The sequence below is a fragment of the Peribacillus sp. NPDC101480 genome (assembly GCF_050277335.1).
Lineage (GTDB): Bacteria > Bacillota > Bacilli > Bacillales > DSM-1321 > Peribacillus.
Genome location: NZ_JBNNSB010000002.1, coordinates 291,739 through 317,601, shown reverse-complemented (window position 1 = coordinate 317,601; position 25,863 = coordinate 291,739). Strand labels below are relative to the sequence as shown.

At 39.2% G+C, this 25,863-nt stretch carries 22 protein-coding genes, 1 pseudogene and 1 riboswitch; of the genes and pseudogenes, 18 read left to right on the top strand and 5 right to left on the bottom strand.

The window, feature by feature from the left end; all coding sequences use genetic code 11:
* Positions 1-82: 82 nt before the first annotated feature.
* Positions 83-994: a LysR family transcriptional regulator gene (locus ACQKMF_RS09130; protein WP_230176426.1), complete on the bottom strand. Its 912-nt coding sequence runs from the start codon at positions 992-994 to the stop codon at positions 83-85.
* 437 nt (positions 995-1,431) lie between these two features.
* Here ACQKMF_RS09130 and ACQKMF_RS09125 point away from each other — a divergent pair, with 437 nt between their 5' ends.
* The 4 genes from ACQKMF_RS09125 to ggt all read left to right on the top strand — a co-directional run bounded on the left by ACQKMF_RS09125 (position 1,432) and on the right by ggt (position 7,281).
* Complete coding sequence (locus ACQKMF_RS09125; protein ID WP_230176425.1) at positions 1,432-2,406, top strand: TAXI family TRAP transporter solute-binding subunit; 975 nt, start codon at positions 1,432-1,434, stop codon at positions 2,404-2,406.
* 84 nt (positions 2,407-2,490) lie between these two features.
* Complete coding sequence (locus tag ACQKMF_RS09120; protein ID WP_101221849.1) at positions 2,491-2,997, top strand: DUF1850 domain-containing protein; 507 nt, start codon at positions 2,491-2,493, stop codon at positions 2,995-2,997.
* Complete coding sequence (locus ACQKMF_RS09115; protein WP_402942363.1) at positions 2,990-4,984, top strand: TRAP transporter permease; 1,995 nt, start codon at positions 2,990-2,992, stop codon at positions 4,982-4,984. The genes ACQKMF_RS09120 and ACQKMF_RS09115 overlap by 8 nt, the downstream gene beginning before the upstream one ends.
* Before the next feature lie 221 nt (positions 4,985-5,205).
* Positions 5,206-7,281, top strand: a complete 2,076-nt coding sequence (gene ggt / locus ACQKMF_RS09110; RefSeq protein ID WP_427572707.1) for a gamma-glutamyltransferase — start codon at positions 5,206-5,208, stop codon at positions 7,279-7,281.
* A 144-nt stretch (positions 7,282-7,425) separates the two neighbouring features.
* On the opposite strand, the gene ACQKMF_RS09105 is transcribed toward ggt, so the two are convergent.
* A complete protein-coding gene (locus tag ACQKMF_RS09105; RefSeq protein ID WP_427572705.1) occupies positions 7,426-8,610 on the bottom strand; it encodes an acyl-CoA dehydrogenase family protein in 1,185 nt (394 codons plus the stop codon).
* A 376-nt stretch (positions 8,611-8,986) separates the two neighbouring features.
* Here ACQKMF_RS09105 and ACQKMF_RS09100 point away from each other — a divergent pair, with 376 nt between their 5' ends.
* From ACQKMF_RS09100 to ACQKMF_RS09080, 5 genes are all read left to right on the top strand, one after another.
* Complete coding sequence (locus ACQKMF_RS09100; RefSeq protein WP_101221853.1) at positions 8,987-9,859, top strand: transporter substrate-binding domain-containing protein; 873 nt, start codon at positions 8,987-8,989, stop codon at positions 9,857-9,859.
* Positions 9,860-10,045: 186 nt separating this feature from the next.
* Positions 10,046-10,753, top strand: a complete 708-nt coding sequence (locus ACQKMF_RS09095) for an amino acid ABC transporter permease (protein ID WP_101221854.1) — start codon at positions 10,046-10,048, stop codon at positions 10,751-10,753.
* A gap of 12 nt (positions 10,754-10,765) precedes the next feature.
* Complete coding sequence (locus ACQKMF_RS09090; RefSeq protein WP_241588817.1) at positions 10,766-11,479, top strand: amino acid ABC transporter permease; 714 nt, start codon at positions 10,766-10,768, stop codon at positions 11,477-11,479.
* A 20-nt stretch (positions 11,480-11,499) separates the two neighbouring features.
* Positions 11,500-12,255, top strand: coding sequence for an amino acid ABC transporter ATP-binding protein (locus tag ACQKMF_RS09085; protein ID WP_427572702.1), 756 nt, complete (start codon positions 11,500-11,502; stop codon positions 12,253-12,255).
* A 132-nt stretch (positions 12,256-12,387) separates the two neighbouring features.
* Complete coding sequence (locus ACQKMF_RS09080; protein WP_427572700.1) at positions 12,388-12,585, top strand: SF0329 family protein; 198 nt, start codon at positions 12,388-12,390, stop codon at positions 12,583-12,585.
* Positions 12,586-12,821: 236 nt separating this feature from the next.
* Here ACQKMF_RS09080 and ACQKMF_RS09075 read toward each other — a convergent pair whose 3' ends face one another.
* Positions 12,822-13,724, bottom strand: a complete 903-nt coding sequence (locus tag ACQKMF_RS09075) for a LysR family transcriptional regulator (RefSeq protein ID WP_427572698.1) — start codon at positions 13,722-13,724, stop codon at positions 12,822-12,824.
* Positions 13,725-13,847: 123 nt separating this feature from the next.
* Between ACQKMF_RS09075 and hutG the strand changes: the two genes are divergently transcribed.
* From hutG to ACQKMF_RS09055, 4 genes are all read left to right on the top strand, one after another.
* Positions 13,848-14,804: a formimidoylglutamase gene (gene hutG, locus ACQKMF_RS09070; RefSeq protein WP_427572696.1), complete on the top strand. Its 957-nt coding sequence runs from the start codon at positions 13,848-13,850 to the stop codon at positions 14,802-14,804.
* Positions 14,805-15,085: 281 nt separating this feature from the next.
* Entirely contained in the window at positions 15,086-15,241 is a 156-nt protein-coding gene (locus tag ACQKMF_RS09065; RefSeq protein WP_153246094.1) for a hypothetical protein, read from the top strand.
* Between the two features lie 60 nt (positions 15,242-15,301).
* Positions 15,302-15,973: an SOS response-associated peptidase gene (locus ACQKMF_RS09060; RefSeq protein WP_402942378.1), complete on the top strand. Its 672-nt coding sequence runs from the start codon at positions 15,302-15,304 to the stop codon at positions 15,971-15,973.
* 279 nt (positions 15,974-16,252) lie between these two features.
* Positions 16,253-16,360: riboswitch (SAM riboswitch) on the top strand.
* Positions 16,361-16,550: 190 nt separating this feature from the next.
* On the top strand, positions 16,551-17,858 hold the full coding sequence (locus ACQKMF_RS09055; protein ID WP_427572693.1) for a Na+/H+ antiporter NhaC family protein: 1,308 nt from the start codon (positions 16,551-16,553) through the stop codon (positions 17,856-17,858).
* A 342-nt stretch (positions 17,859-18,200) separates the two neighbouring features.
* On the opposite strand, the gene ACQKMF_RS09050 is transcribed toward ACQKMF_RS09055, so the two are convergent.
* Together ACQKMF_RS09050 and ACQKMF_RS09045 are read right to left on the bottom strand one after the other, a co-directional pair.
* Positions 18,201-18,746 (bottom strand): chromate transporter, encoded by a 546-nt coding sequence (locus ACQKMF_RS09050; protein WP_402942384.1) that lies wholly within the window; start codon positions 18,744-18,746, stop codon positions 18,201-18,203.
* A 48-nt stretch (positions 18,747-18,794) separates the two neighbouring features.
* A complete protein-coding gene (locus tag ACQKMF_RS09045) occupies positions 18,795-19,424 on the bottom strand; it encodes a chromate transporter (RefSeq protein ID WP_427572692.1) in 630 nt (209 codons plus the stop codon).
* Positions 19,425-19,668: 244 nt separating this feature from the next.
* On the opposite strand from ACQKMF_RS09045, the gene ACQKMF_RS09040 reads away from it, so the two are divergent.
* From ACQKMF_RS09040 to ACQKMF_RS09020, 5 genes and pseudogenes are all read left to right on the top strand, one after another.
* Positions 19,669-20,547, top strand: a complete 879-nt coding sequence (locus tag ACQKMF_RS09040) for a LysR family transcriptional regulator (protein WP_101221860.1) — start codon at positions 19,669-19,671, stop codon at positions 20,545-20,547.
* A gap of 234 nt (positions 20,548-20,781) precedes the next feature.
* Positions 20,782-21,205: pseudogene (locus ACQKMF_RS09035) on the top strand (transposase); the annotation flags it as partial.
* 300 nt (positions 21,206-21,505) lie between these two features.
* Entirely contained in the window at positions 21,506-21,991 is a 486-nt protein-coding gene (locus ACQKMF_RS09030) for a DUF2975 domain-containing protein (RefSeq protein ID WP_427572690.1), read from the top strand.
* A 353-nt stretch (positions 21,992-22,344) separates the two neighbouring features.
* A complete protein-coding gene (locus ACQKMF_RS09025) occupies positions 22,345-24,336 on the top strand; it encodes an alkyl/aryl-sulfatase (protein ID WP_101221862.1) in 1,992 nt (663 codons plus the stop codon).
* A 234-nt stretch (positions 24,337-24,570) separates the two neighbouring features.
* A complete protein-coding gene (locus ACQKMF_RS09020; protein ID WP_427572687.1) occupies positions 24,571-25,809 on the top strand; it encodes an MFS transporter in 1,239 nt (412 codons plus the stop codon).
* Positions 25,810-25,863: the final 54 nt, after the last annotated feature.

The window sequence follows — 25,863 nt, the reverse complement described above, 5'->3', positions numbered from 1 at the left end:
TTTTTTCACCGATAGTATAATTCATTTCACTATAATTGCCCCTTTTACGAGTCGTTTCGCAGCATTTTTCCAACCAAGAATCTCATATATCGTTAAAACCATCATCATTCTCTAACGTTTTCAAAATATGCTTGGTCAGAATGGATGGATCCGTGCTTTTCCAAACTGCCGATATGGAACTGGATAATTCCGAGTTATCGATGTTCAAGGCTTTAACTTGGCTTTTTCCCAACAAACTTACCATATCTTCCGGCATGAGTGCTACGCCGAGGTTATTGGATATTAGATTGGCGATTGTCAGTAATTCAGAGCCTTTACATAATTCTTTAGGTGAAAATCCAGCAGTCAGGCAAGCTTTTTCCAAAAGGAATTGAAGGGAGTGTGCTTGAACGGCATCATAATGGATAAAAGGTTCATCTTTTGCTTCGTATAAATGTATCGAATCCTTTTGGGCCAGTGGATGATCAATGGAGACGACTAATTGTAAAGGGAACCTCATGAATTCAATCATGCTTAATCCTTCATTGGCGATGATATTACTGTGAATGGGCGTTCTGATGAAACCAATATGGTAATTTTGTTGGTTTACGAGTTTTACAGCCCTTGAGGATGTCGTTTCATGCACGTAAAATTCTGTATCCGGGTATTCCCCCACTATCTTTTTCAGTAACTTCGGGATATATATACTAGCTGCAGAGGGGACGGTAGCAATCTTCAATTTAGGCTTGGGGATAGCTTTATGTTCAACTATGTAATTTACTGTTTTCTCAATATCTTCAAAGGAAGGAGCAAGTTTTTTATAGATGTACTCTCCTTCTTCCGTCAATGTAATTTTTCTTGTGGTTCGATTCAATAGTTTAAAGCCTAATTGTTTTTCGAGGGATAAAATCTGTTGGCTAAGTCCGGGCTGGGATATATGCAGGGTTTTGGAAGCCTCGCTGAAACTAAGATGGTTAGAAACCTCTATGAAATAGCGGAGGGATAGGAAATTCAAACAATCACCCACTTCAGTTGGATTTTAAAATACAAAGCTAAAATGGCTGGAAAAGAAAGGTTTGACAGTCGATTCCCTCTCAAAAAAAGCTGGATATAACGATTAAAGGCTAGGAAGATCCTTTTATAACATCTGCTTATAAGTTTATAACAATAATATATTTCTAAAATGGAAGAGTCAATATTATCCTTAAAGAAAGGAAGAATAGGTAATAAAAGGTAAAATATTACTATTGGATAGCGGATTTTCCTTGTTTTTAATAGGTGTTTTTACACATTTAAGCTTGGTGATTTGATTTCTATAAAACTATTTAATGTATTACTAGTGCTTATGGATTATGTGTCTAATTTTGTTAAAAAAGGGAAAGTGAGGCAGTCGGTAGAATAATAACATTATCATCCTTTGCAGATGATGAAAACACATGAGGGGGGAGTTTTATGAAAAAATTTCATAAGTGCTTTTTATTGGTCATGATTTTGACGGTATCCGGTATTATCAGTGCCTGCGGAGACAGCAAAACAGGTGTCTCGGGCAGCGGAAACCAAAATTTGAGTTTGTTGACTGGTGGTACGGGAGGTACATACTATCCGCTCGGAGGACAAATTGGAAAAATCATTTCCGATAAAACAAAAGCGAACATAACACCTCAGACATCTGGCGCCTCCGCCGAAAACATGGAAACGTTAAGGGCTGGAGAGGCTGAAATCGCTTTTTCACAAACGGATATCGCCGCATATGCACTTGAAGGAACAGAAATGTTCGACGGGAAACCCATTGATAATATAATGGCGATCAGCTCTCTATATCCTGAAACTGTTCAAATTGTAACGACTGCAAAAAGCGGAATTAAATCAATCGAGGATTTAAAGGGTAAAAAGGTATCAGTAGGTGCTCCGGGTTCCGGTGCATACATCAATGCCATGCAAATCCTGGAGATTCATGGTTTGTCTGAGAAAGATATTAAAGGACAAAACCTGTCCTTCGATGAGTCGGCCGAAGGAATTCAAGCAGGAAATATTGACGCAGCTTTCATTACTGCCGGAACACCAACAGGTGCAGTTGAGGCGCTGTCCGTACAAAATGATATCATGATCCTGCCAATTGCAGAGGACAAAATTCAAGCATTGGTTAAAAAGTATCCATACTATGCTGAAGATACAATTCCAAGCGGTACGTACAAAATCAAATCCGAGGTAAAAACAGTTGCAGTTAAAGCGATGTTAGTGGTTACAAAGGATCTTGATGAAGATTTAGTTTATGAAATGACTAAAGCTGTTTATGACAACACAGATCAAATCACACATGCAAAAGGCAAGTTCCTTACAGCAGAAACTGCCCTAGAAGGATTAGGGGAAATGGAAGTTCATCCTGGAGCAGCAAAATACTTTAAAGAAAAAGGTGTTTCCAAGTAATGCATTGGGTCGGTAGCTCGCTTTATGTGGCCTATCGGCTTCGTTTTTTTCTAAATGGGATATCTGGTTTTGAAAGGGGTACCTATGAAATTCAAGAGATTCATGGCATTTGGTATACCTCTGCTCATCGCTTTTTTATTCTTTTTTCCTTACAGGCATGTAATTGCCTTTTCCTTTGAGGACCAAGGGGAATTAATCGCATACTTTCCTTTGAAAAAAGAAAAAGAATTCAAGATTGAGTATACACACTCCATCCACCTCACGGATGTTTTGGAATCATATCGTTTATCGGATAAGCAAATCCAACAAATTGAACTTTCTTATCATGATTTTGCAGTCGGTATGCCTTCTAATGCGGAGGGGGAGGAAGTCTTTGAAGAAAAAGACGGTACCTATTTCATAAAAAATATGAAACGCAATTTCACCCATATCGATTTACGGGTAGGACAAGTTAAAGCTAACCATCGTTTAATATATGATGAAAAAACATACACATTGGCAGACTTCATTAAACCAGGGACATGGGTCAGGATTTCATCGGAAAGAATTTCATTGTGGGAACAGTTGAAGGGAGTGAAGATTAGTGGCTGATAATGAAAAAATCAAATATTTAACCGAAGCGGAACAGCAGGAGTTGTTGGAAAAATATGATCCGGAAGCCGGGACTAGGAAATTAACTGGTGTCTTGGGCCACATTGCGTTTTTTGGACTCCTGGCTTTTTCGCTATTCCAATTATATACTGCCATTTTTGGTGTTTTTACAGCACAAATCCAACGGACGATACATTTAGGGTTTGCACTCTCCTTAGTGTTTTTACTATTTCCCGCAAACCGGAAGAAGCGTGAAAAAGGAAAGTTTCAAATTGCCTGGTACGATATCATATTAGCGATCCTTAGTATCGGGGTAGGTGCATATTGGCCCTTATTTTTCGAAGATATCGTCATGAATGTAGGACGTTTGGGCGCATTGGATTTTGCCGTTGGTTTAATGGCCATTCTCCTGGTTTTGGAGGCAACCAGACGTGCAGTGGGGCTTCCCATTATGGTCATTGCTTTGATATTCATTTTCTATGGAATTTTTGGACAATATATGCCAGGATTCCTCGCGCATCGCGGTTTGACTCTGGAACGGATGGTGCAAACGATGTTCTTCTCGACAGAGGGCATTTTAGGCACTCCGTTAGCGGTGTCATCGACATTCATCTTCCTATTTTTACTGTTTGGATCCTTTCTAGTCCGAACAGGTGTCGGTCAATACTTCAATGATCTTTCAACCGCCATTGCCGGCAGAAGGATAGGGGGACCTGCAAAGGTTGCGATTTTTTCCAGTGCTCTTCAAGGGACGATTAGCGGAAGTTCCGTAGCTAATGTCGTCACTTCGGGAGCATTCACGATACCGATGATGAAAAATCTTGGATATAAGAAGGAATTCGCTGGGGCAGTGGAGGCAGCCGCTTCGACAGGCGGTCAATTGATGCCTCCGGTAATGGGGGCAGCGGCATTCTTAATGGTTGAGTTCATTGGGAATGGGATAACGTATTGGGATATAGCAAAGGCGGCTGCGATTCCAGCTATCCTTTACTTTTCAGGAATTTGGATCATGACCCATTTTGAAGCGAAACGACTTGGGCTGCGTGGGTTAACGAAAGAAGAGATGCCAAGTAAAAAGGAAGTGTTCGGCAAATTTTATTTACTAATACCAATCCTTGCCATTATTTTATTGCTCATGCTGAATATCACGGTTACACATGCAGCCCTGTATTCCATTGCTATCTCGGTTCTTGTAGGTTTCATAAACAAGGATGTCCGCATGAAATTCATCGATATCATTTATGCATTGGTGGATGGAGCCCGAACGGCACTTGCGGTTGCAGCTGCAACCGCAGCAGCAGGCATTATTGTAGGAATCGTTACGAAAACCGGATTAGGGCTGAAGCTGGCTAATGGTTTGATCGATTTGTCTGGTGGATATTTGATTCCAACACTGATGCTAACTATGGTAGCGGCACTTATATTAGGAATGGGTTCACCTACGACCGCCAATTATGTCATCACATCGACGATTGCAGCACCTGCGATCATTTTGCTTGGTGTTCCTGATTTATCTGCACATTTATTCGTTTTCTATTTTGGCATTATAGCAGATATTACTCCTCCAGTTGCTTTAGCGGCATTTGCAGCGGCAGGGGTGGCAGGCGGTGAACCGATAAAAACGGGAATTGAGTCATCAAAACTTGCTATCGCTGCATTTATCATTCCATATATTTTTGTTCTTTCCCCACAAATGCTGATGATCGATACAACTTGGATGGAGGTTGCCTGGGTTGTACTTACAGCAATGTCAGGCATGATTGCAATTGGGGCGGGTGTTATAGGTTACTGGATGAGGGGGATGCACTGGTTAGAAAGAGTCCTCGCTATAATAGTTGGTTTACTATTAATCTATCCTGAAACGATATCGGACATCATTGGGGTATCCGCTTTTATCGTATTACTGGCTTTACAATACCTTTGGAAAAGTGACAATCACGACAGCACCAAAATCTTGGAAAATAACCGAAGCATAGAGAAAAATTGAGTCTAAGAACATCGATCCTAAAAGTAAATGATAGAGCTGAACCATTCGGGGGGTGATTTTTTGAAGTGAAACATCATTGAGAACACAACGCCCAATCGGAATGTGCAGACTGCTTTTCTATCGAGAACAACCAGCATATTCCTACTAGGTTCATCAGCTCGTATTTTCAGTTGCATTATGGTAAGACCCTAAATGGTTTTAATTTGAAAGGAGACTAATTCATGAAATTTTTAAAAAGTTTTATTTTAGTTACTTTCAGTTTCTTTTGCATGATCACACCAGCTTTTGCAAGTGTCCCTGGAGTGGATACTTCAATGAAAAAAGGAGCAACAAAAGGAATCGTATCAGTTTCCCACCCTTTAGCGGCTGAAGCGGGCATAAAGATATTAAAACAAGGTGGAAATGCAGTCGATGCAGCAGCAGCCATTCAATTATCGTTAAATGTAGTTGAACCGATGATGTCTGGAATCGGCGGCGGTGGTTTTATCATGATTTATAATAAGAAAGAAAATAAAATTACGATGATCGATAGCCGCGAAATGGCACCGCAAAATGTTACGCCAGAACTATTTTTAGATGAAAAGGGAAAACCTGTACCTTTCAGTAAACGGCACACAAGCGGTAAAGCTGTTGGTGTTCCTGGAACCCTTAAGGGGATGGAAGCAGCCCTAGAAAAATACGGAACATTGAAATTATCACAAGTTATGGACCCGGCCATTAAACAAGCTGAAAAAGGCGTTAAGGTCAATTGGATAACAGCGCAATATATCGATGAAAATGTAAAAAAATTAGAAAATAACGAAGAAGCTGCAAAAGTATTTGTGCCTAACGGAAAACCATTGGAAGAGGGGGACACCCTTGTTCAGCCTAATCTGGCAAAGACTCTTAAGTTAATAAAAAAACAAGGTTCAAATGTTTTTTATAAAGGTGAAATCGGGGAAGCCCTCACGAAAGAAGTTCAAAAACGTGAAGGGACGATGACAACTGAAGATTTGGAAAACTATGTGGTGAAAGAGAGGGAGCCAATTAAATCGGAATATAGGGGATTTGAAGTGGTCGGGGCGGCTTCGCCAAGTTCAGGCAGCTTGACTGTCCAACAGATTCTTGAGCTTATGGAAGGATACGATGTGCAAAAGATGGGGGCGAACTCTCCTGAGTATCTTCATCATCTAACCGAAGCCATGCACCTGGCTTTTGCCGATCGAGCTGCCTATATGGCAGATGAAGATTTTTATGATGTACCCACTAAAGGACTATTAGATGAAGAATATATAAAAGAAAGAAGAAAACTCATCAATCCAAATAAATCAACAGCCGATGTCAAAGAAGGCGATCCATGGAAGTACGAAGGCCAAGAACCGGTTTCAATGGAGAAGGTAAAAGAAGAGAAAACACCGATCGGACAAACGACTCACTTTTCTGTAATGGATAAGTGGGGAAATATGGTTTCTTATACGACTACGATCGAGCAAGTATTCGGTTCAGGTATCATGGTACCTGATTATGGATTCATGCTTAATAATGAAATGACGGATTTTGATGCCACACCGGGTGGCGTTAACCAGGTGGAACCAGGAAAAAGACCAAGAAGCAGTATGTCACCGACCTTCATATTAAAAGATGGCAACCCTTTCATGGCCATTGGGTCACCAGGTGGAGCCACGATTATAGCATCGGTATCTGAAACGATCATGAATGTGATCGATCATCAAATGACAATTCAAGATGCGATACTTACGCCGCGTGTTTACTCTGCTGGCTATCCGACAGTTAGATGGGAACCGGGAATCGATCAAAATACTAGGTTAGAGTTAATGGCAAAAGGGCATGTTTATGAAGAAAAACCGCAGCATATCGGAAATGTGCAAGCTGTTATTTATGATTATGAAAGGGGAAGAATGTATGGGGGGGCCGACAATACAAGAGAAGGAACAGTTCTCGGTGTGGATGGGGTTTCCTATAAATCGAAACAGCCAAGAGAAATGAAAGAAGAAAAAAAGGGGCCTTTTACCTTAAAAGTGAATGGAGCCGTTTATCCTTACACAGCAAAACAAATGAAACTGGTTGATGGAAAACCATATATCCAATCAGACAAATTGCTTCTAGGTTTGGGTGCAATTGAAACAGTGGATTTAGAAATATTTAAACCAGATAAAAAATCCTACTTACCGGTGCTAAAAGTCGCAAAATCATTAGGATATAAAGCAAAATGGAACGAAAAAGACAAAGTTGCACTATTGGAAAAAGATCCGGCGGATATTGAAGATTCAGACGATGATGGTAGTGTCACCAATTAATTTCTTTTCTTGAGGGAGCCCAGCCTGCTCCAAGAATAAAATCGAATTCTGTATGACTCAAAAAATGGAAAACCCCTGGATTCTCTATGAAAAGAGAATTCAGGGGTTATTTATTGTTCATAGCGTTTCTTTTATCAAATCTGATCATTTCAAAAGTGGATGGCCGCTTAAATTGGATTTTGTCTGTTCAATTGCCAATTTTGCTAAATTCTTTATCGTTACATCGTCCATCGGAGGATTGTGTAAACCAGCTCTTACATCCCTATAGTGCCTTTGTAGAGGATTATTGCGTTGAAGGCTTTTTGCACCGACTATTCGCATGGCTTTATCGACAATTGTAATGGCTGCGTTTGTAACAATATGTTTTGCAGCCCCCAGCTCATTTGTGAAATGAATTCTTCGTGATTCATCATCATAAGCCTCGGCAACGCTATATAAGAAATGCCTGGCTTTCATTAATTCCAAATCAATTTCTCCTAACAGTTGTTGGACATTAGCCAGCTGGCTGATAGGTGCATTTATACTGTTTGGAGTATAGGTATTGGCAAAGTGTATGGCGTAATCCCTTGCAGCTTGCGCAATGCCAAGGTAACAGGCCGGAATATGAAGGATCCATGCATTGAATCTGTTTCCACTTGGCATTTCAGGTAACTCAACAAGTTTTGAATCATCCACTTCAACATCTTTAAGGACCAAATCATGACTTCCTGTCCCCCTCATTGAAATTACGTCCCATGTTTCATCTATGTAGAGCCCATCCAAATCTTTATGCAGGAGAAAAAATCCAACCTTTTGCCTTTCCTCGATCCATGCTGAAACTAGGAAATAAGTTAAAACAGGGGACATGGTTGTATAGGTTTTACGTCCGGAAATAACCCAATAATCTCCCTTTTTGACTGCCTTCGTTCCGGGGCGTCCCCCGCGAGTCGGACTGCCAGTTTTCGCTTCACTAACGGAACGGTTCACTAAAGCGCCATTTAGAACTTCCCCAGCAATAAAATCTAAGTTCGTTTTTGTCCAACTTTCCTGTTCAAAAAGATCTCCTATCACTCCAAGGTTCCAACCAATGGATAGCGCAGTCGCTGAATCAAAACTAGCCAATGTTTCTTGAAGGAGAATCATGTCATAAACTTTTAACCCTCCGCCACCATAGGATTTGGGAAGAGTTGAACTTGTATATCCCATACGAATTAAATCTTGTATATGTTCTTTCGGAAAAAAGGCCAATTCATCAATTTGAGCAGAATTATTTTTGAATTTCGATTCTACTTCATATAATTTTTTCAGCCACGCTTTTTGACTCTCCGTCTTAATGAATAGGTTAATCACACGGTTCCCTCCTTCTATTACCTTCTGTTTTTATTTCAATTCCTATTAATCTTATTGGTTTAAATGATAATTAAGGTGTGTTTAGTTGTCAAGGAAATTAAGGGCTTGCAGATAAATGATGCCTCCGGAAAGACTCTTGTATTTTCATATAACTACAACTATTTTAATAAAACAGGTGTGTGCAGTTGCTTGAAAATTTTAAATATACACATTGACTTTACAAAAGTATCCATCTATTATGTTTATAACTAAATAACTTACTTAACCTACCTAAATAGTTGGTATTGAGTGGTGAAGGTGATGTATGTATTTCCTTTGAATTTCAGGAAATACAAATGCAAGTAAAAAAACATCGTAAAACGAAAGGGGATTCACTATGAAAAATAAAAAATTTCGCCATGTTTTAACTATCGGTTTAGCGTTTGTCACCATATTAGCGGGGTGCGGATCAGGTACATCAACGAGTAATGAAGCCGATGCAAATTCAGGTAGCACTTCAGGTGTCCGAAAGGTAAAAGTAGCATATGACCAAGCGTCAAAACCTATGTCTTGGCTGGATGAGAAGGGAAATCCAACTGGATATGATGTGGAAGTTATGAAATTGGTTGATGAATTACTACCGGCATACGAATTCGAATATATTGGCACATCAAGCGATGACCTGTTAGTAGGCATTGAACAAGGTAAATATCAAGTGGGGGTTAAAAATGCTTTCTGGACAGAGGAAAGGACTGAGAAGTTCATCTTTCCTAAAGAATTCCTTGGATTAAGCAGTGCGGGCCTTGTTTTAAAGAAAGAAAATTCAAAGATCAAAAATCTCAAGGACTTTGCTTCAGAGGGCTTCTCCTTAGCACCAATCGCAGCAAATAACGCTCAATACACGATCGTTGATGAGTATAATCAGGCCAATCCGGACAATAAGGTGAAATTGAAAGCCGGAGATGCCTTCACTGTAGATGTAATTCAATGGGTAAATGAAGGCCGTGTCGACGGTGGAATAGCGATCGAGGGAGCTTTTAAGAAGCAAGTGGCCGACGATGGCCCCTATCATAATTTAGTGGATGATCTAGTTTACAATGAATTTGCAGTCATTAAAACCTGGCCATTATTCAACAAAAAAGAACAAAAATTCGCAGATGCTTATGATGAAGCGATTAAAAAAATTAAAGACGAAAAGAAGACGAATGAGTTAAGCGAAAAGTTTTATGGCCGGGATTTATTCGAAGTTTTGGGAACTGTAGAGAGATAACGAAGTCCTTAGTAAAACAAGAATTAAAATGTCAATCAATAGGCTATGACTTGTCATTTTCTTAATATGGGTTTTCTTGGATAACTCTGGTATTTTAAGAGATGGCAAGTTTCTAGGTACTGGCCTTCAATAGAATGATTGGATTTGAAAATTCGAATCTTCAATGAAAGCAGATGGAGGTGAAACATGGAAAAATACTTTGATTTAGCTTACATAGTAGAGTCGGTACCAATGTTAGTTCCCTTTCTAAAAGTAACATTAATCGTTACGGGTCTATCGGTCTTGTTCGGGACAATCATAGGTTTCATCTTAGCAGTCATGAAACTTGGAAATAGTAAAATCGCCAGGAAAATTGCCTATGGATATACAACGGTATTGAGATGTACGCCCTCTATAGTTCTGCTTTTTTTGACTTATTATGGTATACCTGCAATTGCAGGGAAATTTGGCATAAATCTTAATGATATTGATAAAGCAGTATTTGTAGTCATAACCTTTTCGCTTCAATTTGCGGCTGCGATGTCAGAAGTGATCAGAACATCGCTTGAATCTATTGATAGAGGGCAATTTGAAGCGGCAGTAAGCGTTGGATTAAGCAATACGCAAGCTTACCGGAGAATTATTTTACCCCAGGCTTTCGTAGTCGCATTACCAAACTTCGGTAACAGCTTACTTGAATTAATGAAAGAAGGGTCTTTAGCATATACGATTGGCTTGATAGATATCATGGGGAAGGCAGAGCTTATAATCGCCGGGAACTATAACACACATGCATTAGAAATTTATCTTGCATTGGCGGTTATTTACTGGACATTGTCGATTGCCATTGAACAACTGTTCTTAAGATTGGAAAAGGCATTCAGTAAAGGAAAACAAGTGATAACAACTGCATAGAGGGGTGACAGAATGTCAGAAGGTCTGGATTATAGGTTTTTAGTGGAAACCTTTTTTGTAGCGTTATCGGGGGTGCCGACCGCATTATTCATTACAATTGTTGCTTTGATTATTGCCTTGCCATTAGGGTTTTTACTTGCTTTATCAAGAATTAATCAAATCCCGGTATTGAATCGCTTAGCACAGATATACGTTTCATTTGTCAGAGGAACGCCCGTCATTATCCAAATTTTCATTATATATAGCAGTGTGCCTTTAATGCTGACTTCTATATTTGAAAAGTATGCTGTCGAAATGAATGTATACGATGTAAATCCGATATGGTACGCATTCATTGTTTTCTCGTTGAATACGACAGCTATTCTCACAGAGGTGTTTCGTTCGGCAATTAGCACAGTGAGCAAGGGGCAACTTGAAGCTTCATATGCTGTCGGATTAACAACTGTGCAAGCATTTAGAAGAATTATCATTCCACAGACATTGGTAGTGGCATTACCGAATATATGTACAGCGACAGTCAATCTGATTAAAGCGACATCATTAGGTTATGCTTTGTCATTGCAGGAAATCACTTTAAAAGCCAAGGTAGCTGCCAATGTTGGCTACAATTATGTTGAAGCATATATTGATATCTTTCTTGTTTACCTAATTTTATGTAGTTTGGTGGAATACTTGTTTAAAAGGTATGAAAAACGAGTAAGCAGGTTTAAAGCCGTTAGTATCTGAAATGAGGAGGTGTGGCCTAAATGCTAGAAATTAAAAATATTCATAAATCATTCGGTGAGAATGAGATTTTAAAAGGTGTGGATTTAAATATAGACAAGGGGGATGTGGTGGTAATTCTGGGTCCAAGTGGTTCAGGTAAGACAACTTTACTCCGCTGCATTAACTTTCTTGAAAAAGCAGATCAAGGACATGCCGTTTTTGGTGATATTGATGTAAGTCTTAAAACGGCATCTAAAAAAGTGATTCATGGAATAAGGCAGAAGATAGCCTTTGTTTTTCAAAATTATAATCTTTTCACTAATAAAACGGCATTGGAAAATGTGACGGAAGGACTGGTTATTGGAAGGAAGATTGCGAAAGCAGAAGCATACGAGATTGGTAAAAAAGCATTGGATAAAGTAGGCTTGTCGGAAAAATATGGTGCTTACCCTAGTGAACTCTCAGGCGGGCAGCAGCAAAGGGTGGGCATTGCGAGAGCGGTTGCTTTAAACCCTGACATAATTTTATTTGACGAACCAACTTCGGCATTGGACCCGGAATTGGTCGGTGAAGTACTGACGGTGATGAAGCAAATTGCCAATGAAGGAACTACGATGTTAGTTGTCACGCATGAAATGTCTTTTGCAAAGGATGTTGCAAACAGAGTGATTTTTATGGATGCAGGTGTCATAGTGGAAGAGGGATCGCCTAAAGAAATTTTTGTGAATCCAAAAGAAGAAAGAACGAAGAGGTTCTTAAAAAGAGTCTTGCCGGAGGATTATATTTTTTATATTTAGGTTATGTTCACATTCTCTTTTGATATGTGATTGAAACAAACGAATGAAAATAACGTTTGTTAGAGGGATTCAGAATGACGTTAGGTGAATTGATAGTAAAAATTCAAAAATTGAATTAAGCAAATAAATGCGGTGGAAGAATATTTTAATTTACCAATAGAAATTTCCTTAAAATCAGATGATATGATTATAAAGATTCTTTCTCTGATAGATAGAAGAGTTGGGATGCGTAAGTTACAGGGTCTTGAAAAATCTATCCTAAATGAAAAGGAAATTATCCAGTATTTTTATAACTTGCGATGTGAAGCAGAGGGAATAAGGACTTCATAAAAATCGCTATAATGAATTTTTATTGAACAAGTATTTTACTTGGCGTGGAAGTGTGAGCGTTAGGACGTTATTAATTAGTGAGGAAAAACAATACGGATGGATAGTGAAAACACATGAACCTCCTGCAAATATGAGCGGGAAACCTAGCTCATTGGCAGGAAGTCTAAAGTGTTTTCTTTATATAGTGAATCACAATGAGCCAGGGTGTCTTTTCCATTAAATTAGAGAATCAGCATTTAGGCATCGTTCCTAACATCCCACTTAAAAAAGCTATGTATTTCCTCTACTAACTTACATACTGCAGGAGACAGATATCGATCTTTCAAATAGGCCAGGTAAACAGTCCTTTCCAAAGAATTCGAATCTATTGCACGAATTGCAGTATTGCGTGTTGCAGCGGATTTTATATAGCTTTCCGGTAAAATTGTAACCCCAAGCCCTTCTTCCACCAAACTGCAAGCTGTTTCAAGCCTTTCTATTTCGTATAGGATATTTGGAATTGCATTTTCACCCTTAAATGCTCTTAAGATATCATCTCTTGTTTGAAATCCAGTTGTACTGATGATCAATTCTTTCTTTGCAATGTCTTGGAAAGTGATGGACTCTTTTTCATTTAACTCGTCATCTTTATGGATCAAAAGCATGAATTTTTCATTATAAAGGGGAGTGGACAGAATTTCATCGTTATTGATGGGCTGGTTCGTGATGGTGAAATGAACATTATACCGATTTAACGAATCGAAAACTTTCTCTTCCCCTAATATTTCCCTTACTTTTATATGAATATTAGGATAATTGATTTTAAAATTCCTGATTATCTTCGGAAACCAAAATTTGAATGATTCTATGGAACCTATAGATACTGTTCCGCTTCCAACATCCTTCATTTCCTTAAGTTCCACTTGCAAATTATCGAATCTTCTTAACAGGTCAACAGATCTCGTATAAAAAAGACCCCCTGCTTCCGTAAGCTCAAGACCCCTTGTATTACGTTCCAAAAGCTGTAAACTAACTTCATTTTCTAATTTCATTATGGCATTACTTAGGGAAGGTTGTGATATATGCAGCATTTTTGCCGCTTTTGAGAAATTCTTTTCCTGGACGGTGGTAGTGAAATACCGAAGTTGACGAATATCCATTTATGCTCCTTTCTATAGCTTTAAACTATAGATATATTGAATTTTTGTATTGGTAATTATATATTATCTCATCTATAATTTTTAAAAAAGATATTTCGGAATTTTTTAAATAAAGGAGAAATTATGTATACTAATCCGACTTCAAAATATTGGAATGGAAGAATTGATTCCCAATCTGACATGGACAGCTTCAGATACCACCAAAGAGTACGGTTGGCTCCGATATCGGAATTAGCCATCTCTTCCAATGCATCAAAGACCTTTGGGTTGATTGGCTTCAAATGTGATGAAGGCGTCAGAAGGAATAAAGGCAGGATTGGTGCTGCAGAGGGTCCTGATCATATTAGGCAATACTTGGCGAAATTACCCTGTCATTTACCGTCCCAAACCGAGCTGGTGGATGCTGGCGATGTAATATGTGAAAGTACGGAAATGGAGGCCGCCCAATTCGAACTGGGATCGACTGTTGACCGGATATTGGAGACTAAAGCGATTCCTATCATACTTGGGGGAGGGCACGAAACCCTGTATGGCCATTATCTTGGGATTAGGAAATCCATTGGACCAAAAGCTAGATTGGGGATCATTAATATTGACGCGCACTTTGATATGAGGCCCTATGAAAAAGAAAGTTCATCAGGAACGATGTTTAAGCAGATTTTGGACGAAGACCAAAGTTGTGGATATTTATGTGTCGGAATTCAGAAGCAGGGGAATACAAAGGCACTTTTTGAAACCGCTGAGAGGAGTAAGGTAGACTACATATTGGAAGAAGATTTGTCATTGAACGAAATGGATGAAACAAAGCGGCGGATAAATGAATTCGTTAATAAAAATGACTACATTATGCTTACATTATGTACGGACGTCATTGATTCAGCATATGCACCTGGGGTGAGTGCTCCATCGCCGTTTGGACTGAATCCGAAATTGGTACGTGCGATTATTAGGCATATCGTATCGAATGAAAAAATCCTCTCCTTTGACATTTCGGAAGTGAATCCTTCGTTGGACGAAAATAATAAAACCGTAACATTGGCAGCACATTTAATAAATGAAGTTTTGCTGCATTTTAAATAATGAATGGATATGGAAGAGGGCAATTCCAATTTGGTCCTTCCAGCTTTCCTCAATGTTATCTCCATGCTCAATTATAAGTGTTGAAACTAAGTCCTTTGGCAGCACCCAGGCTGTCCGTGAATCATTCATGGACAGTCTTTTTTACGCCCCCTTTACACGCGTTAATGATCGGGGCCATTGCTTGACTCCCCGTTATAGGATTAACCATGGCTCTGCAAAGTTCACTACTGATACTTGTGGGTTTTTGGTTTATAATAACAACCATCTAGGGGGGATTTTTTATGAATGAATATAAAGTGACGGTCAGGAATGGCAGTACCTTGATCTTGTCGGAAATCATTAAAGCTGAAGATGAAAGAGAAGTCCTTGGAACTCTTTTGATTTCCAGCGAATTATTTAATCAACCATTTACCGACATCAGGATTTTAGAACGCTGATTTGTGCCTGTCCGTTCGATTTGTTACACTGTAATAAATTCTAATACGGTAGGCGATAGTATGTGTGGACGTTTTACCCTTTTCACTGACATTGAAGAAATAAAAGATCGGTTTGATATTCAGGGATCGTTTGATGGGGAATACCAATTCAGCTACAATATTGCTCCCTCCCAATCCGTTCTCTCCGTCATTAATGACGGGGCAAGGAATCGACTTGGATATCTTCGGTGGGGACTCATTCCTTTCTGGGCAAAAGACGAAAAAGTGGGCTACAAAATGATCAATGCCAGAGCGGAAACCATTGCTGAGAAAGCAAGCTTCAGGAATGCGTATAAGAAGAAGAGATGCTTGATAATCGCTGACTCTTTTTATGAATGGAAGAAGACACCGGAAAGAAAAATACCGATGCGAATAAAACTGAAGAATCATGCTCCATTTGGAATGGCGGGTATCTGGGAATCCTGGAAATCTCCTGAAGGCATCAGCGTCTATTCATGCTCCGTTATAACAACCGTTCCTAATGAGCTAATGACCAGCATTCATGATCGTATGCCTGTCATCCTTAAACCAGAAGATGAAAAAGAATGGTTGAGTCCAACAAATAATGATCCTGCATATCTGCAGCAGTATTTAAAGTCATTCGATTCGGAACAGATGGAAGCCTTTGAGGTATCGACTGATGTGAATTCGACCAAAAATAATTCATCTAACCTAATACAACAAATTTGCTGAGAGGTCATAAGACCTCTTTTTTATATGAATTCCGTCCCGATAAATGAAAAAAAACTGATTAACCGCACATGTCAAGATTTCTTTATAAATAGTAAGGAGTGCATGTAAAATACTTTAAAATTAACCCTTGCGAAAATAGACAAAATGCTGTACTGTTATATTTGCTTTTCAAAACGACTTTCGATGTCACTTTCACAAACTCAGATGGTTTCAGCAAGTTTCCAGTGTGGTACTTTTCTGGAAGGCATCGTAATATTTGATAAATTATATAATGTAATCTTCTTATCAAGAGAGACGGAGGGACTGGCCCGAAGATGTCTCGGCAGCGGACTTAAATGGAGTGCTGTGCCAAATCCAGCAGGCTGATTTTTGCCTGAAAGATAAGGAGGGTGTTTTTTATAAATTAAAAGACCTCTTCTTGTTGTTAAATAGAAGGGGTCTTTTTTATGCCAGTTTTTTTGCTATATCTCCAAGACTGGATAATCAGGTAGGTTCAAATTGGAGTTATTTGCGAAAGCTGTTAATAGAATAAGAGCTGTGACACATGTCACGGGAAAAATAAAAAGAGGTGTACATCATGAGCGCAAACAATAAAGGGAATCCATGGGCATTGATCCCATTTGTCGTATTTTTAATTTTATTTATAGGGTCCGGAATCATCACCAAAGATTTTTATTCATTTCCGGTGATTGTAGCGATTTCAATTGCTTCGGCAGCTGCATTGGCAATGAATCGGAAAGAGACATTAAATCATAAGGTTGATATCTTCTGTAAAGGTGCCGGGGACGCCAATATTATGTTAATGGTTATCATTTTCCTTTTAGCCGGCGCTTTCGCCGAAGTTGCCAATGGCATGGGGGCAGTTGAATCAACAGTGAATCTTGCCTTAGCTGTTTTTCCGCAAAATCTATTAATGGTAGGGATATTCATTATTGCTTGTTTTATTTCTTTATCCATGGGGACAAGCATGGGAACGATTGTTGCACTAGCACCTATTGGGGTCGGAATTAGTGAGCAAACCGATATTTCGCTTGCCTTTTCAATGGCGGCCGTTATTGGCGGTGCGATGTTTGGGGATAACCTTTCCTTCATATCAGATACGACAATCGCTGCGGTTCGAACACAGGGAACGAAAATGAAGGATAAGTTTAAAGTGAATTTTTTCATCGTTTTACCTGCGGCCATCATCACATGTGCAATCCTTGGAATTTTAACAATGGGTGAACAAGCTGACATCTCCCAACATTCTTATAATTGGGTGAAGATTCTTCCATATCTTTGCGTATTGATCACTGCATTGGCAGGAGTCAATGTGTTCCTGGTCCTTTCCATCGGAATCGTATTTGCCGGAATTATCGGCTTGGCTGATGGAAGTTATAAACCGTTGGGTGTCATTCAAAAAGTTGGAGAAGGAATGGCGGGAATGTATGAAATCTCCTTCCTTGCCATTTTAATTGCAGGTATGGTAGCTGTTATCAAACATAATGGTGGCATCGATTATCTACTCCACCTAGTGACCCGAAATAGCAAATCAAAAAAAGGGGCGGAATTCAGTATTGCAGGGCTTGTTGGTTTGACAAACCTTTCAACGGCAAATAACACGATTTCGATTATCATTGCCGGGCCACTTGCCAAAAATATCGCTGAAAAGTATGGGATTGATCCGCGTAAATCAGCGAGCTTGCTTGACATATTTGCATGTTGTATCCAAGGGTTGATACCATATGGAGCACAACTGCTTGTTGCAGCAGGGGTAGCAAAGATTTCTCCGGTAAGCATCTTGCAGTATTCATATTACCCAATACTAATTGGATTTTGTGGCTTCCTTGCCATCTTGATTGGTTTTCCACGGTTTCAGCCGGGAAATGATGGATCGAAGAACTAAAAGTTAAAACAAAGTTGATTGGAGCGGGTTTGCGATACTCCTGCGGGAAAAGCGAGTCCAGGGGAGACCCCGCAGGCGCAAAGGCGCCGAGGAGGCTCCCGGACCGCCCGCGGAAAGCGAGTGCCTGGAGGGGAAATCAACGTTCAAATTGTACAAACCCCTAAAATTTCATCGAGTTTGTCTACAGTCTGAACACCCTGAATCATTGGATACAGGGTGTTTTTTGTATGGTAAATACATAAAAATTATCAAGTTTTCTCCCATTTATATAGTATCAATCATTCTTCAATTTTTCTGATTAATTCCGGTCCAAATTAATGATGGTTGTGTGTGCGACACCTGTCATGAATAGAGGACAACACCAACTAAACCGGAAAGGATAATTACATAGGCTGGGTGCCAGCGTAATTTCATTAGGGCAAATAACGATAATCCAAAAACGAGTAATAAGCTTATCGCATGCCAAGAAAAGTTCAGCGCTATCATATTATTGGAAAGTGCAAAGCTGATTGCTGCAAAGAGGATTAAACTAGTGACAATGGGTCTTAGTCCATAGAACATGGATTGAATAACTGGGTAATGATTCAATTTGCTGAAGAAGGTGGCTATAACGGTTACGAATATAATAGCAGGAAGCAAGATTCCGAAAGCAGATGATATGGCCCCTGCAAATCCAGCAGTAGAATAGCCAACAAGAATGGCACTATTGGCAGTGACAGGTCCTGGGGACATACCGGAAATCGCGATGATATCAGTAAATTGCTGCGTCGTCATCCATCCATGCTTTGAGACTTCCGATTCTATTACGGGAATCATGGCGTATCCGCCTCCAAACGATACAAAGCCGATAATAAAGAAGGTGCTAAACAACTCCCACAATTCCATCATTCCATCACACACTTTCTTGAAAATTAGTTAGATCCTTTTTTGATATACCTATATGCCAGCACCCATGAAAGGTTCGAAATCATTTTCTTCATTTCCTATATCTTTTCTGTCCAACTTGACATCGTAACCTAATTTTCTCTTAATGGAGATGGTCACAATACCAGCTAAAGCTCCTGCTAATATAACCATCACAGGGTGCAGAAAGAAAAGGACTGGAATTCCTACTATTAAAATGCAGAAAGTTGTTTTGTCTACAACAGCCGTTTTTCCTATCTTGATAGCCGCATAGGCGATGATGGCTACTATGGAAGCTCTGATCGATATGAATGCGGATTCTATCTTCGGGTTATCATGAATGAAAAAATACAAAATGCCGAGGAGCAGAACAATTAAAAAGGTAGGTAATGAAACACCGATCATGGCAGCCATTGCCCCCTTCATTCCGGCAATCCGATGGCCGATAAAGGTGGCGGAGTTAATGGCGACAGCTCCCGGTACGGACTGAGATAACGCAAAAACATCCGTAACTTCTTCGCTTTTCATCCATTTTCTCTTTTCGACCACTTCCTTTTCTATTAAAGGGATCATCGCAAACCCGCCTCCGAATGTGACAGGTGCTATTTTAAAAAAGGTCCAAAATAATTGGAATAGAGTTTTCCATTGTCCTTTCATTGACATCAGTCACTTCCTTTGAATGCATTGTTAAATCTTATTATTAACATATCAAAGAAAAAGGGATGGGTAAATTGCAACAAAACCATCGGGTATAACAAAACGTTATACCCAGAAGATTTATCCGTTTTATAAAGAATGCCGCCAATAATTGAATAGCCTCAGAATGTATCACACTATTTTCATTTCACCATTTACCTAATGATGCTATCATTTTAATAAACTATCTAAAAACATGGAGGTCGTTTTCATGAAATTGGAAAATCTGAAAATGTTTTGTTTAGTGGTGGATGAAGGAAGTTTAAGCCAGGCGGCGAGGTTAAGTTTCCTATCTCAGCCCGCTGTAACACGGCAGATCCATCAACTGGAAAATTATTATAACACTTTGTTATTCGACCGTGAGGAAGGAAGGCTGAGAGTTACAGAAGCAGGAAAGCTGTTATACCCTTTTGCAAAAGCCATAGTAAATGACTTCAACCATTCAAAAGAAGTGATTCAGCAATCGACGGGGAAGTACAATGCAAATCTAATAGTAGGGGCTTCCTTGACTATCGGCGAGTATTTGTTGCCGAGCTTGCTTGGGAGATTTAAAAAACAGCAGCCAGAAATAAAAGTGACATTGACGATAAAAAATACCCCCCGGGTTCTGGAGGATCTTTCAAACGATGTCATTGATTTGGCCTTGGTGGAAGGACTTGTGGAAAACACCGATTTTATTGTAGACAAGTTCGCCGAAGACGAATTGATATTGGTATGTCCATCCGACCACCCATGGAAAGACAGAAAAGAAATTCAGCTAGATGAATTGGGAAATGAAAGGATGATTTGGCGTGAATCCATTTCCGGAACACGGCTTATCGTAGAAAACATGCTAAGGGAGCATGGGGTTTTAGAAAAAATAGAAAGCTACATGGAGATTGGCAGTACACAAGCGATAAAAAGTGCGGTTGAAGCAGGACTTGGAATCAGCATTTTGCCAAGGTTGACAGTGGCCAGGGAATTGGAGCAAGGCTTTTTGCGGGAAGTGGATATTTCCAGAATAGATATGGCAAGAAATTTATGGCTAGTCAGGAAAAACAAGCGATTCAACAAAATAGGGGTGTCTAAATTTGTTGATTTTCTTCGATAAGGAATGAAAAGCTACCTTCGTTTACCATTACAATTTGGCAGCGTTTTCAGTTTTGTGGGAAACGGTGTGGCCCCTGACACCCTGCCTTGCAAAAGTAATAGCAAATTGAATATACGGCATTGCGTATTCATAAAAGCTCTTCCCTATCGGGAGGGGCATTTTGTATTTGGTTCTTCAGCCTTCGGTTAGACAAACAAAGGGATTGTTATTTTTTATATAGGCCATGTTAAATAAGTAAAGAAGCTCGCCGAAGCATTAACTGAAAGCGGTAAACAGGAACTTGTATATTTCTTGCAGTCTCGAACGAAACCGATGTCGGCTCCTATTCGTGCAATTGATGAAATCCAGGAACAAAAGCATAAAGCTGGTCTTGTCTGCCCACATTGCGACAGCCATTTTGTTGTGCGATTTGGTAAATTCGTTATCAAAACACGTGCTGGACAGGTGAAACAGCAGCGTTACCGCTGTAAAGCCTGCCATCAAACCTTTAACGACCTCACAAACACGCAATCTTCAACGCACCAGAAGATCACATCTTTGGGTTCGGTTCATCGAATGCATGATTGAGGGCTAGTCGTTGAGAAAATGTACCGAGCAATTGGGTAATGAGGTGACGCATGTAACCTTGTTTTACTGGCGGCATAAAATTCTTTCGTCATCGAATAAGAAAAATATGTTGGTCAAATCGTGCCCATTTACTGTGACCGACACGAATACCAAACTTCGGCTCTCTGCTTATTCTTGTTAAGTTAACGGGCAGTTTTGTTGAACAAGTTGTAAATTTAACATTTTAAAGTAAGAGCATTTCTTTGTAGTGAGAAGTGCTTTTTATTTTTGTCAAAATTAAAAGGATATTTCAATAACAATAATAATACAAATAAAAACAATATAAATTTACTGTAATACGATAAATAATATGCTAAAATCATGTTGTCATTAAATAAGTGAGGTGTTTTAAATGAATGTTAAACGAGGTTCAACCACTTTCTTAAAGGTAATTATTTTTCTGGCTGGAATTGCAGTGCTTGCTTTGTGTATCTGGTTGCCTGAGATAGCCGTTAGAGATGCAAGGGTACATCCAGATACGGCTTACTTCCTAATCCCCTTTTTAGTATGTGCATACGGATTCTGTATTGCGTTTTCTGTTGCGTTGTATCAAGCATATAAACTATTAACCTACATCGAAAAGAACAATGCTTTCTCTGAGTTATCCCTTAAATCTTTGAAGATTATAAAGAAATGTGCTTTTACAGTCATTTTCCTCATTTTGTTAGGAATAGTAAGCTTAAGGGTGCTTGCTAAAGTTACAGGTAGTGATGATGCTGCGGGTCCTACATCATTATGTCTAATGGGTATTTTAGCAACAAGTATCATTGCAGCCACTGTGGACGCCCTTCAAAAGCCATTAAAAAATGCCCCAGATATGAAGTCAAAAAATGAATGATTAACGGATATGTAAGAATTTTGATTGTCAGCCAGGTGATTTTTGGAGTACAAAAGCGACGAAGACACTCAATAAAAACAGACACAACTAATTTATTTAACTACGGGGACGATAGCTCAATGAACCGCCTTTTCACCAAGGCGGTTTTCTTTTGGTCAAATATCAACATTAGAATTTAACATAGCCTTTATATAAATAAAATTGAAGTTACCATTAGAAATAGGAAATATACTTAAAGTCAAATTAATTATAAAATAAATTCATATTATTCTAAAAATTTCTAAAAAAAGAGAAAGTTTACTGCTGCAACATTCGGAATAGATACATGATATCTACTTAGAAAGGGGTATGAAATGTCCAAAGTATCTTTTATTAAAGGAATTGTAACCGTTCCCATTGTTTTTGTTTTACTGGCAGGGTCTTCTGTTACAAAGGCTGCTTCAGATGAGCCGATGCCGGCCACAGATGCAACAATTTCAGCAAATAAGGCTTTTTATGAACAGTTGAATTTTAAAGATAAGGAAGATTTCAAGAATGCACATAAAGGATTCATTGCGCCTTTGAATATGAATCCAATTAAAAATTCAAAAGGTGACGTAGTTTGGGATAGTAATCGATATTCATTCATAAAAGAAGATCAGCCGGCAAGTCTTACTGTAAATCCAAGCTTGTGGCGGCAGGCTCAATTACAAAATATAACAGGCTTATTTAAAGTGGTAGATGGCGTTTATCAAGTTCGGGGCCAGGATTTATCAGTGCTTACCATTGTGGAAGGAAAAACAGGATTAATAGTTTTGGATACACTTTCTACAATTGAAACGGCAAAAGCAGCCATGGAGCTTTATTTTGAACATCGGCCCAAAAATCCAGTAAGTGCAATTGTTATTAGTCACAGTCATGCGGATCACTTTGGTGGTATGAAAGGCATTGCTCAATACGCTGAAAATCCAGCTAAGGTGCCGATTATTGTCCCAGCAGGTTTTAACGATGAAGCGCTAAGTGAAAACATTCTTTTAGGCAATATAATGTCTCGCCGTGCAGGTTATATGTTTGGAAATCTCTTACCCGCAAGTGAAAGGGGATTTGTTACTTCTGGTATTGGCCCAGGATTAAGTAACGGAACTTTTAGCTATTTACCTCCAACAATGGAAGTGAAGGATGATATTCAAACGGTGGAAATAGACGGAATTACATTTAAATTTTTATTGACGCCGGATTCGGAAGCTCCATCTGAAATGCATTATTATATCAATGATTACAAAACTTTAGTGGTAGCGGAAAACACCGGACACACGTTACATAATATTTATACATTAAGGGGAGCTAAAACCAGAGATACCCTAAAATGGGTGAAAGCACTTGATGAAACTGTTGATCTGTTTGGAAACGAAGATATAGATGCTATGGTAACGGCCCATACATGGCCCATATGGGGAAGGGACGATGTTCTGGAGCAGTTGGAAAGTCAGCGTGATTTGTACAAATATATTCATGACCAAACCATACGATTAGCGAATTTAGGACTTACACCTGATGAAATCGCGGAAGAGTTAAAGCTTCCTGAAAAGTTGGATAAAGTCTGGGCCAATCGGGGGTATTACGGAACATTGAAACACAACGTAAAAGCAGTGTACAACTTTTATTTAGGATATTTCAACGGTAATCCATCCGACTTGGATCCATTACCACAAGAGGAATCGGGCGCTAAATATGTACAGTATATGGGTGGGGAAAAGAAGGTCATTAAACAGGCAAAACTTGATTATAAAAGAGGGGAATATCGCTGGGTGGCTCAAGTCTTAAAGCATGTCGTCATGGCCAACCCGAAAAATACAGAAGCAAAAAATTTATTGGCTAAAGCTTATGAGCAATTAGGATACACAGCTGAATCTTCTGTGTGGCGTAATTTCTATCTTACCGGCGCAGACGAGTTAAGGAATGGTGTGGCAGACTCAAAGGGAAGTGGCGGAATGATGAATCTCGATACGCTGCTCAATATGCCAATGGATGATTTCCTGAAATTCTTGTCCATTAAATTAAACGGAATGAAAGCGGAAAATAAAAATATGACTTTCAATTTGACATTTACAGATTCGAAAACCAATTACACGATCGATCTGAATAATTCTGTATTGAACTTCAAAAAAGGGAAAATGGCGTCCAACCCTGATGCAGCATTAACATTAGATAGAATAACTTTCTATCAGATTGCTCTGGGACGTGAAGATTTATCCAAAATGGAAGCAGCCGGTAAAGTTGCCATTTCCGGTGATAAAAAACAGTTTGAAGATTTCCTGACTTTGCTGGATCAATTCCAACCTAAGGTTAATATCGTAACTCCGTGATAATCAAACACTTCATATTCTGAAACAAGGATGGATCGGTTACCCACGAGTCTACTTAGTAGTCTCGTGGGTTTGAATGTATTAATTAATCCTGAAGGCATCCTGTTTTGTTTTTAATTTTTTATAAAACGCTCCTAATAGTTACAGAACAAGTTTTGTAATTCGAAAGGAATTGTAAGCGCTTCCTGTGTGGCTGAGGTTTTGTGAAAATATAAAAAAATGGAGTGATGGGGAATGCAGTTATATGCAAGTAAGAAACGAAAAATAATGATTAGCGGCCTTTTATTTGTTGGAATGATTTTAAGTTTTTTTGATCGCGTTGCCATAAATGTCGGGATTATCCCTATTGCAGATGAGTTTCATCTCAATACGTCCCAGACAGGTATTTTAATTAGTATATTTTTTGTTAGCTACTCACTCATGCAACCGCTTGGTGGATGGATGACCGATAAGTATGGCGCCAGGGTCATGGTTACTGTTTCTTTGTTTAGTTGGTCCTTGTTCACTGTAATGACTGGGTTTGCTTGGTCATTCATGTCTTTATTATTCATCCGTTTTCTGTTCGGGTTAGGTGAAGGGCCTTTCTATCCTGCCAGTATGTCCACTATAAGAGATAACTTCCCGGAAGAAGAACGGGGCAGGGCAAATTCGTTTTTCCTGTCTGCCCAAAATATTGGCGGGATATTAGGTACTGCACTTGCAGCTTCCATGGTGGTGGCATTCGGTTGGCGGGGCATGTTTACCATTTCCGGAATTCTAGGGATATTAGCTTCTTTCGGAATTTGGTTCATTCTAAAGCCTCAAGGAAATCAAGAGGTTAAAAAAGACAAACCGAAACAAAAAAAGGTTGCTCTGAAACTGTTATTTAAAATCGAAAATATTTGGAAACTCATAACATTCAAGTTTATATCAAATATTATCAACTATGGTCTGATCACTTGGATGCCTATATATTTGGTTAAAGAAAAAGGGGTGGATTTAATAGCCGCAGGAGGTTTATTGGCTATCCCTTATATTTTTGGTTTCTTGATGTTTAATGTAAGCGGGTGGCTTCTGGATAAGCATATGGCTAACCGGGAGAAGTATCTTGCCGCTGCAGGCGCTTTATTATCGGCAATTTTTCTCTTTCTAATGTCTAACGCCACGTCTATAGCACTTATCATCACTTATCTCACTCTCAACTCCGTAGCACTGTCATTCTTTGGAACGGTTCTTTATACGATCATCATAAAATACTCACCAAAGGAACTAACGGGCTCTGCCTCCGGACTCGTAACTTTTGCCGGTCAAATTGCAGGGGCGGTTTCTCCTTTAGCCCTCGGTTTGATTATCAGTTTGTTTAATGACTCCTATAATGCCGCTTTCCTGTTTTTGGTGATAATAGCGTTATTGGGAACGATTGTTGCCGTATCTATTAAAAATAATCAGGCAAAACCAGCTAAAGAATACGAAAAAACAACTACAGTTATATAAAACTGGCTTCTGCTTTTGAGGCGACAGTTTGAAGTGTCCTGAATCCACTTCTCT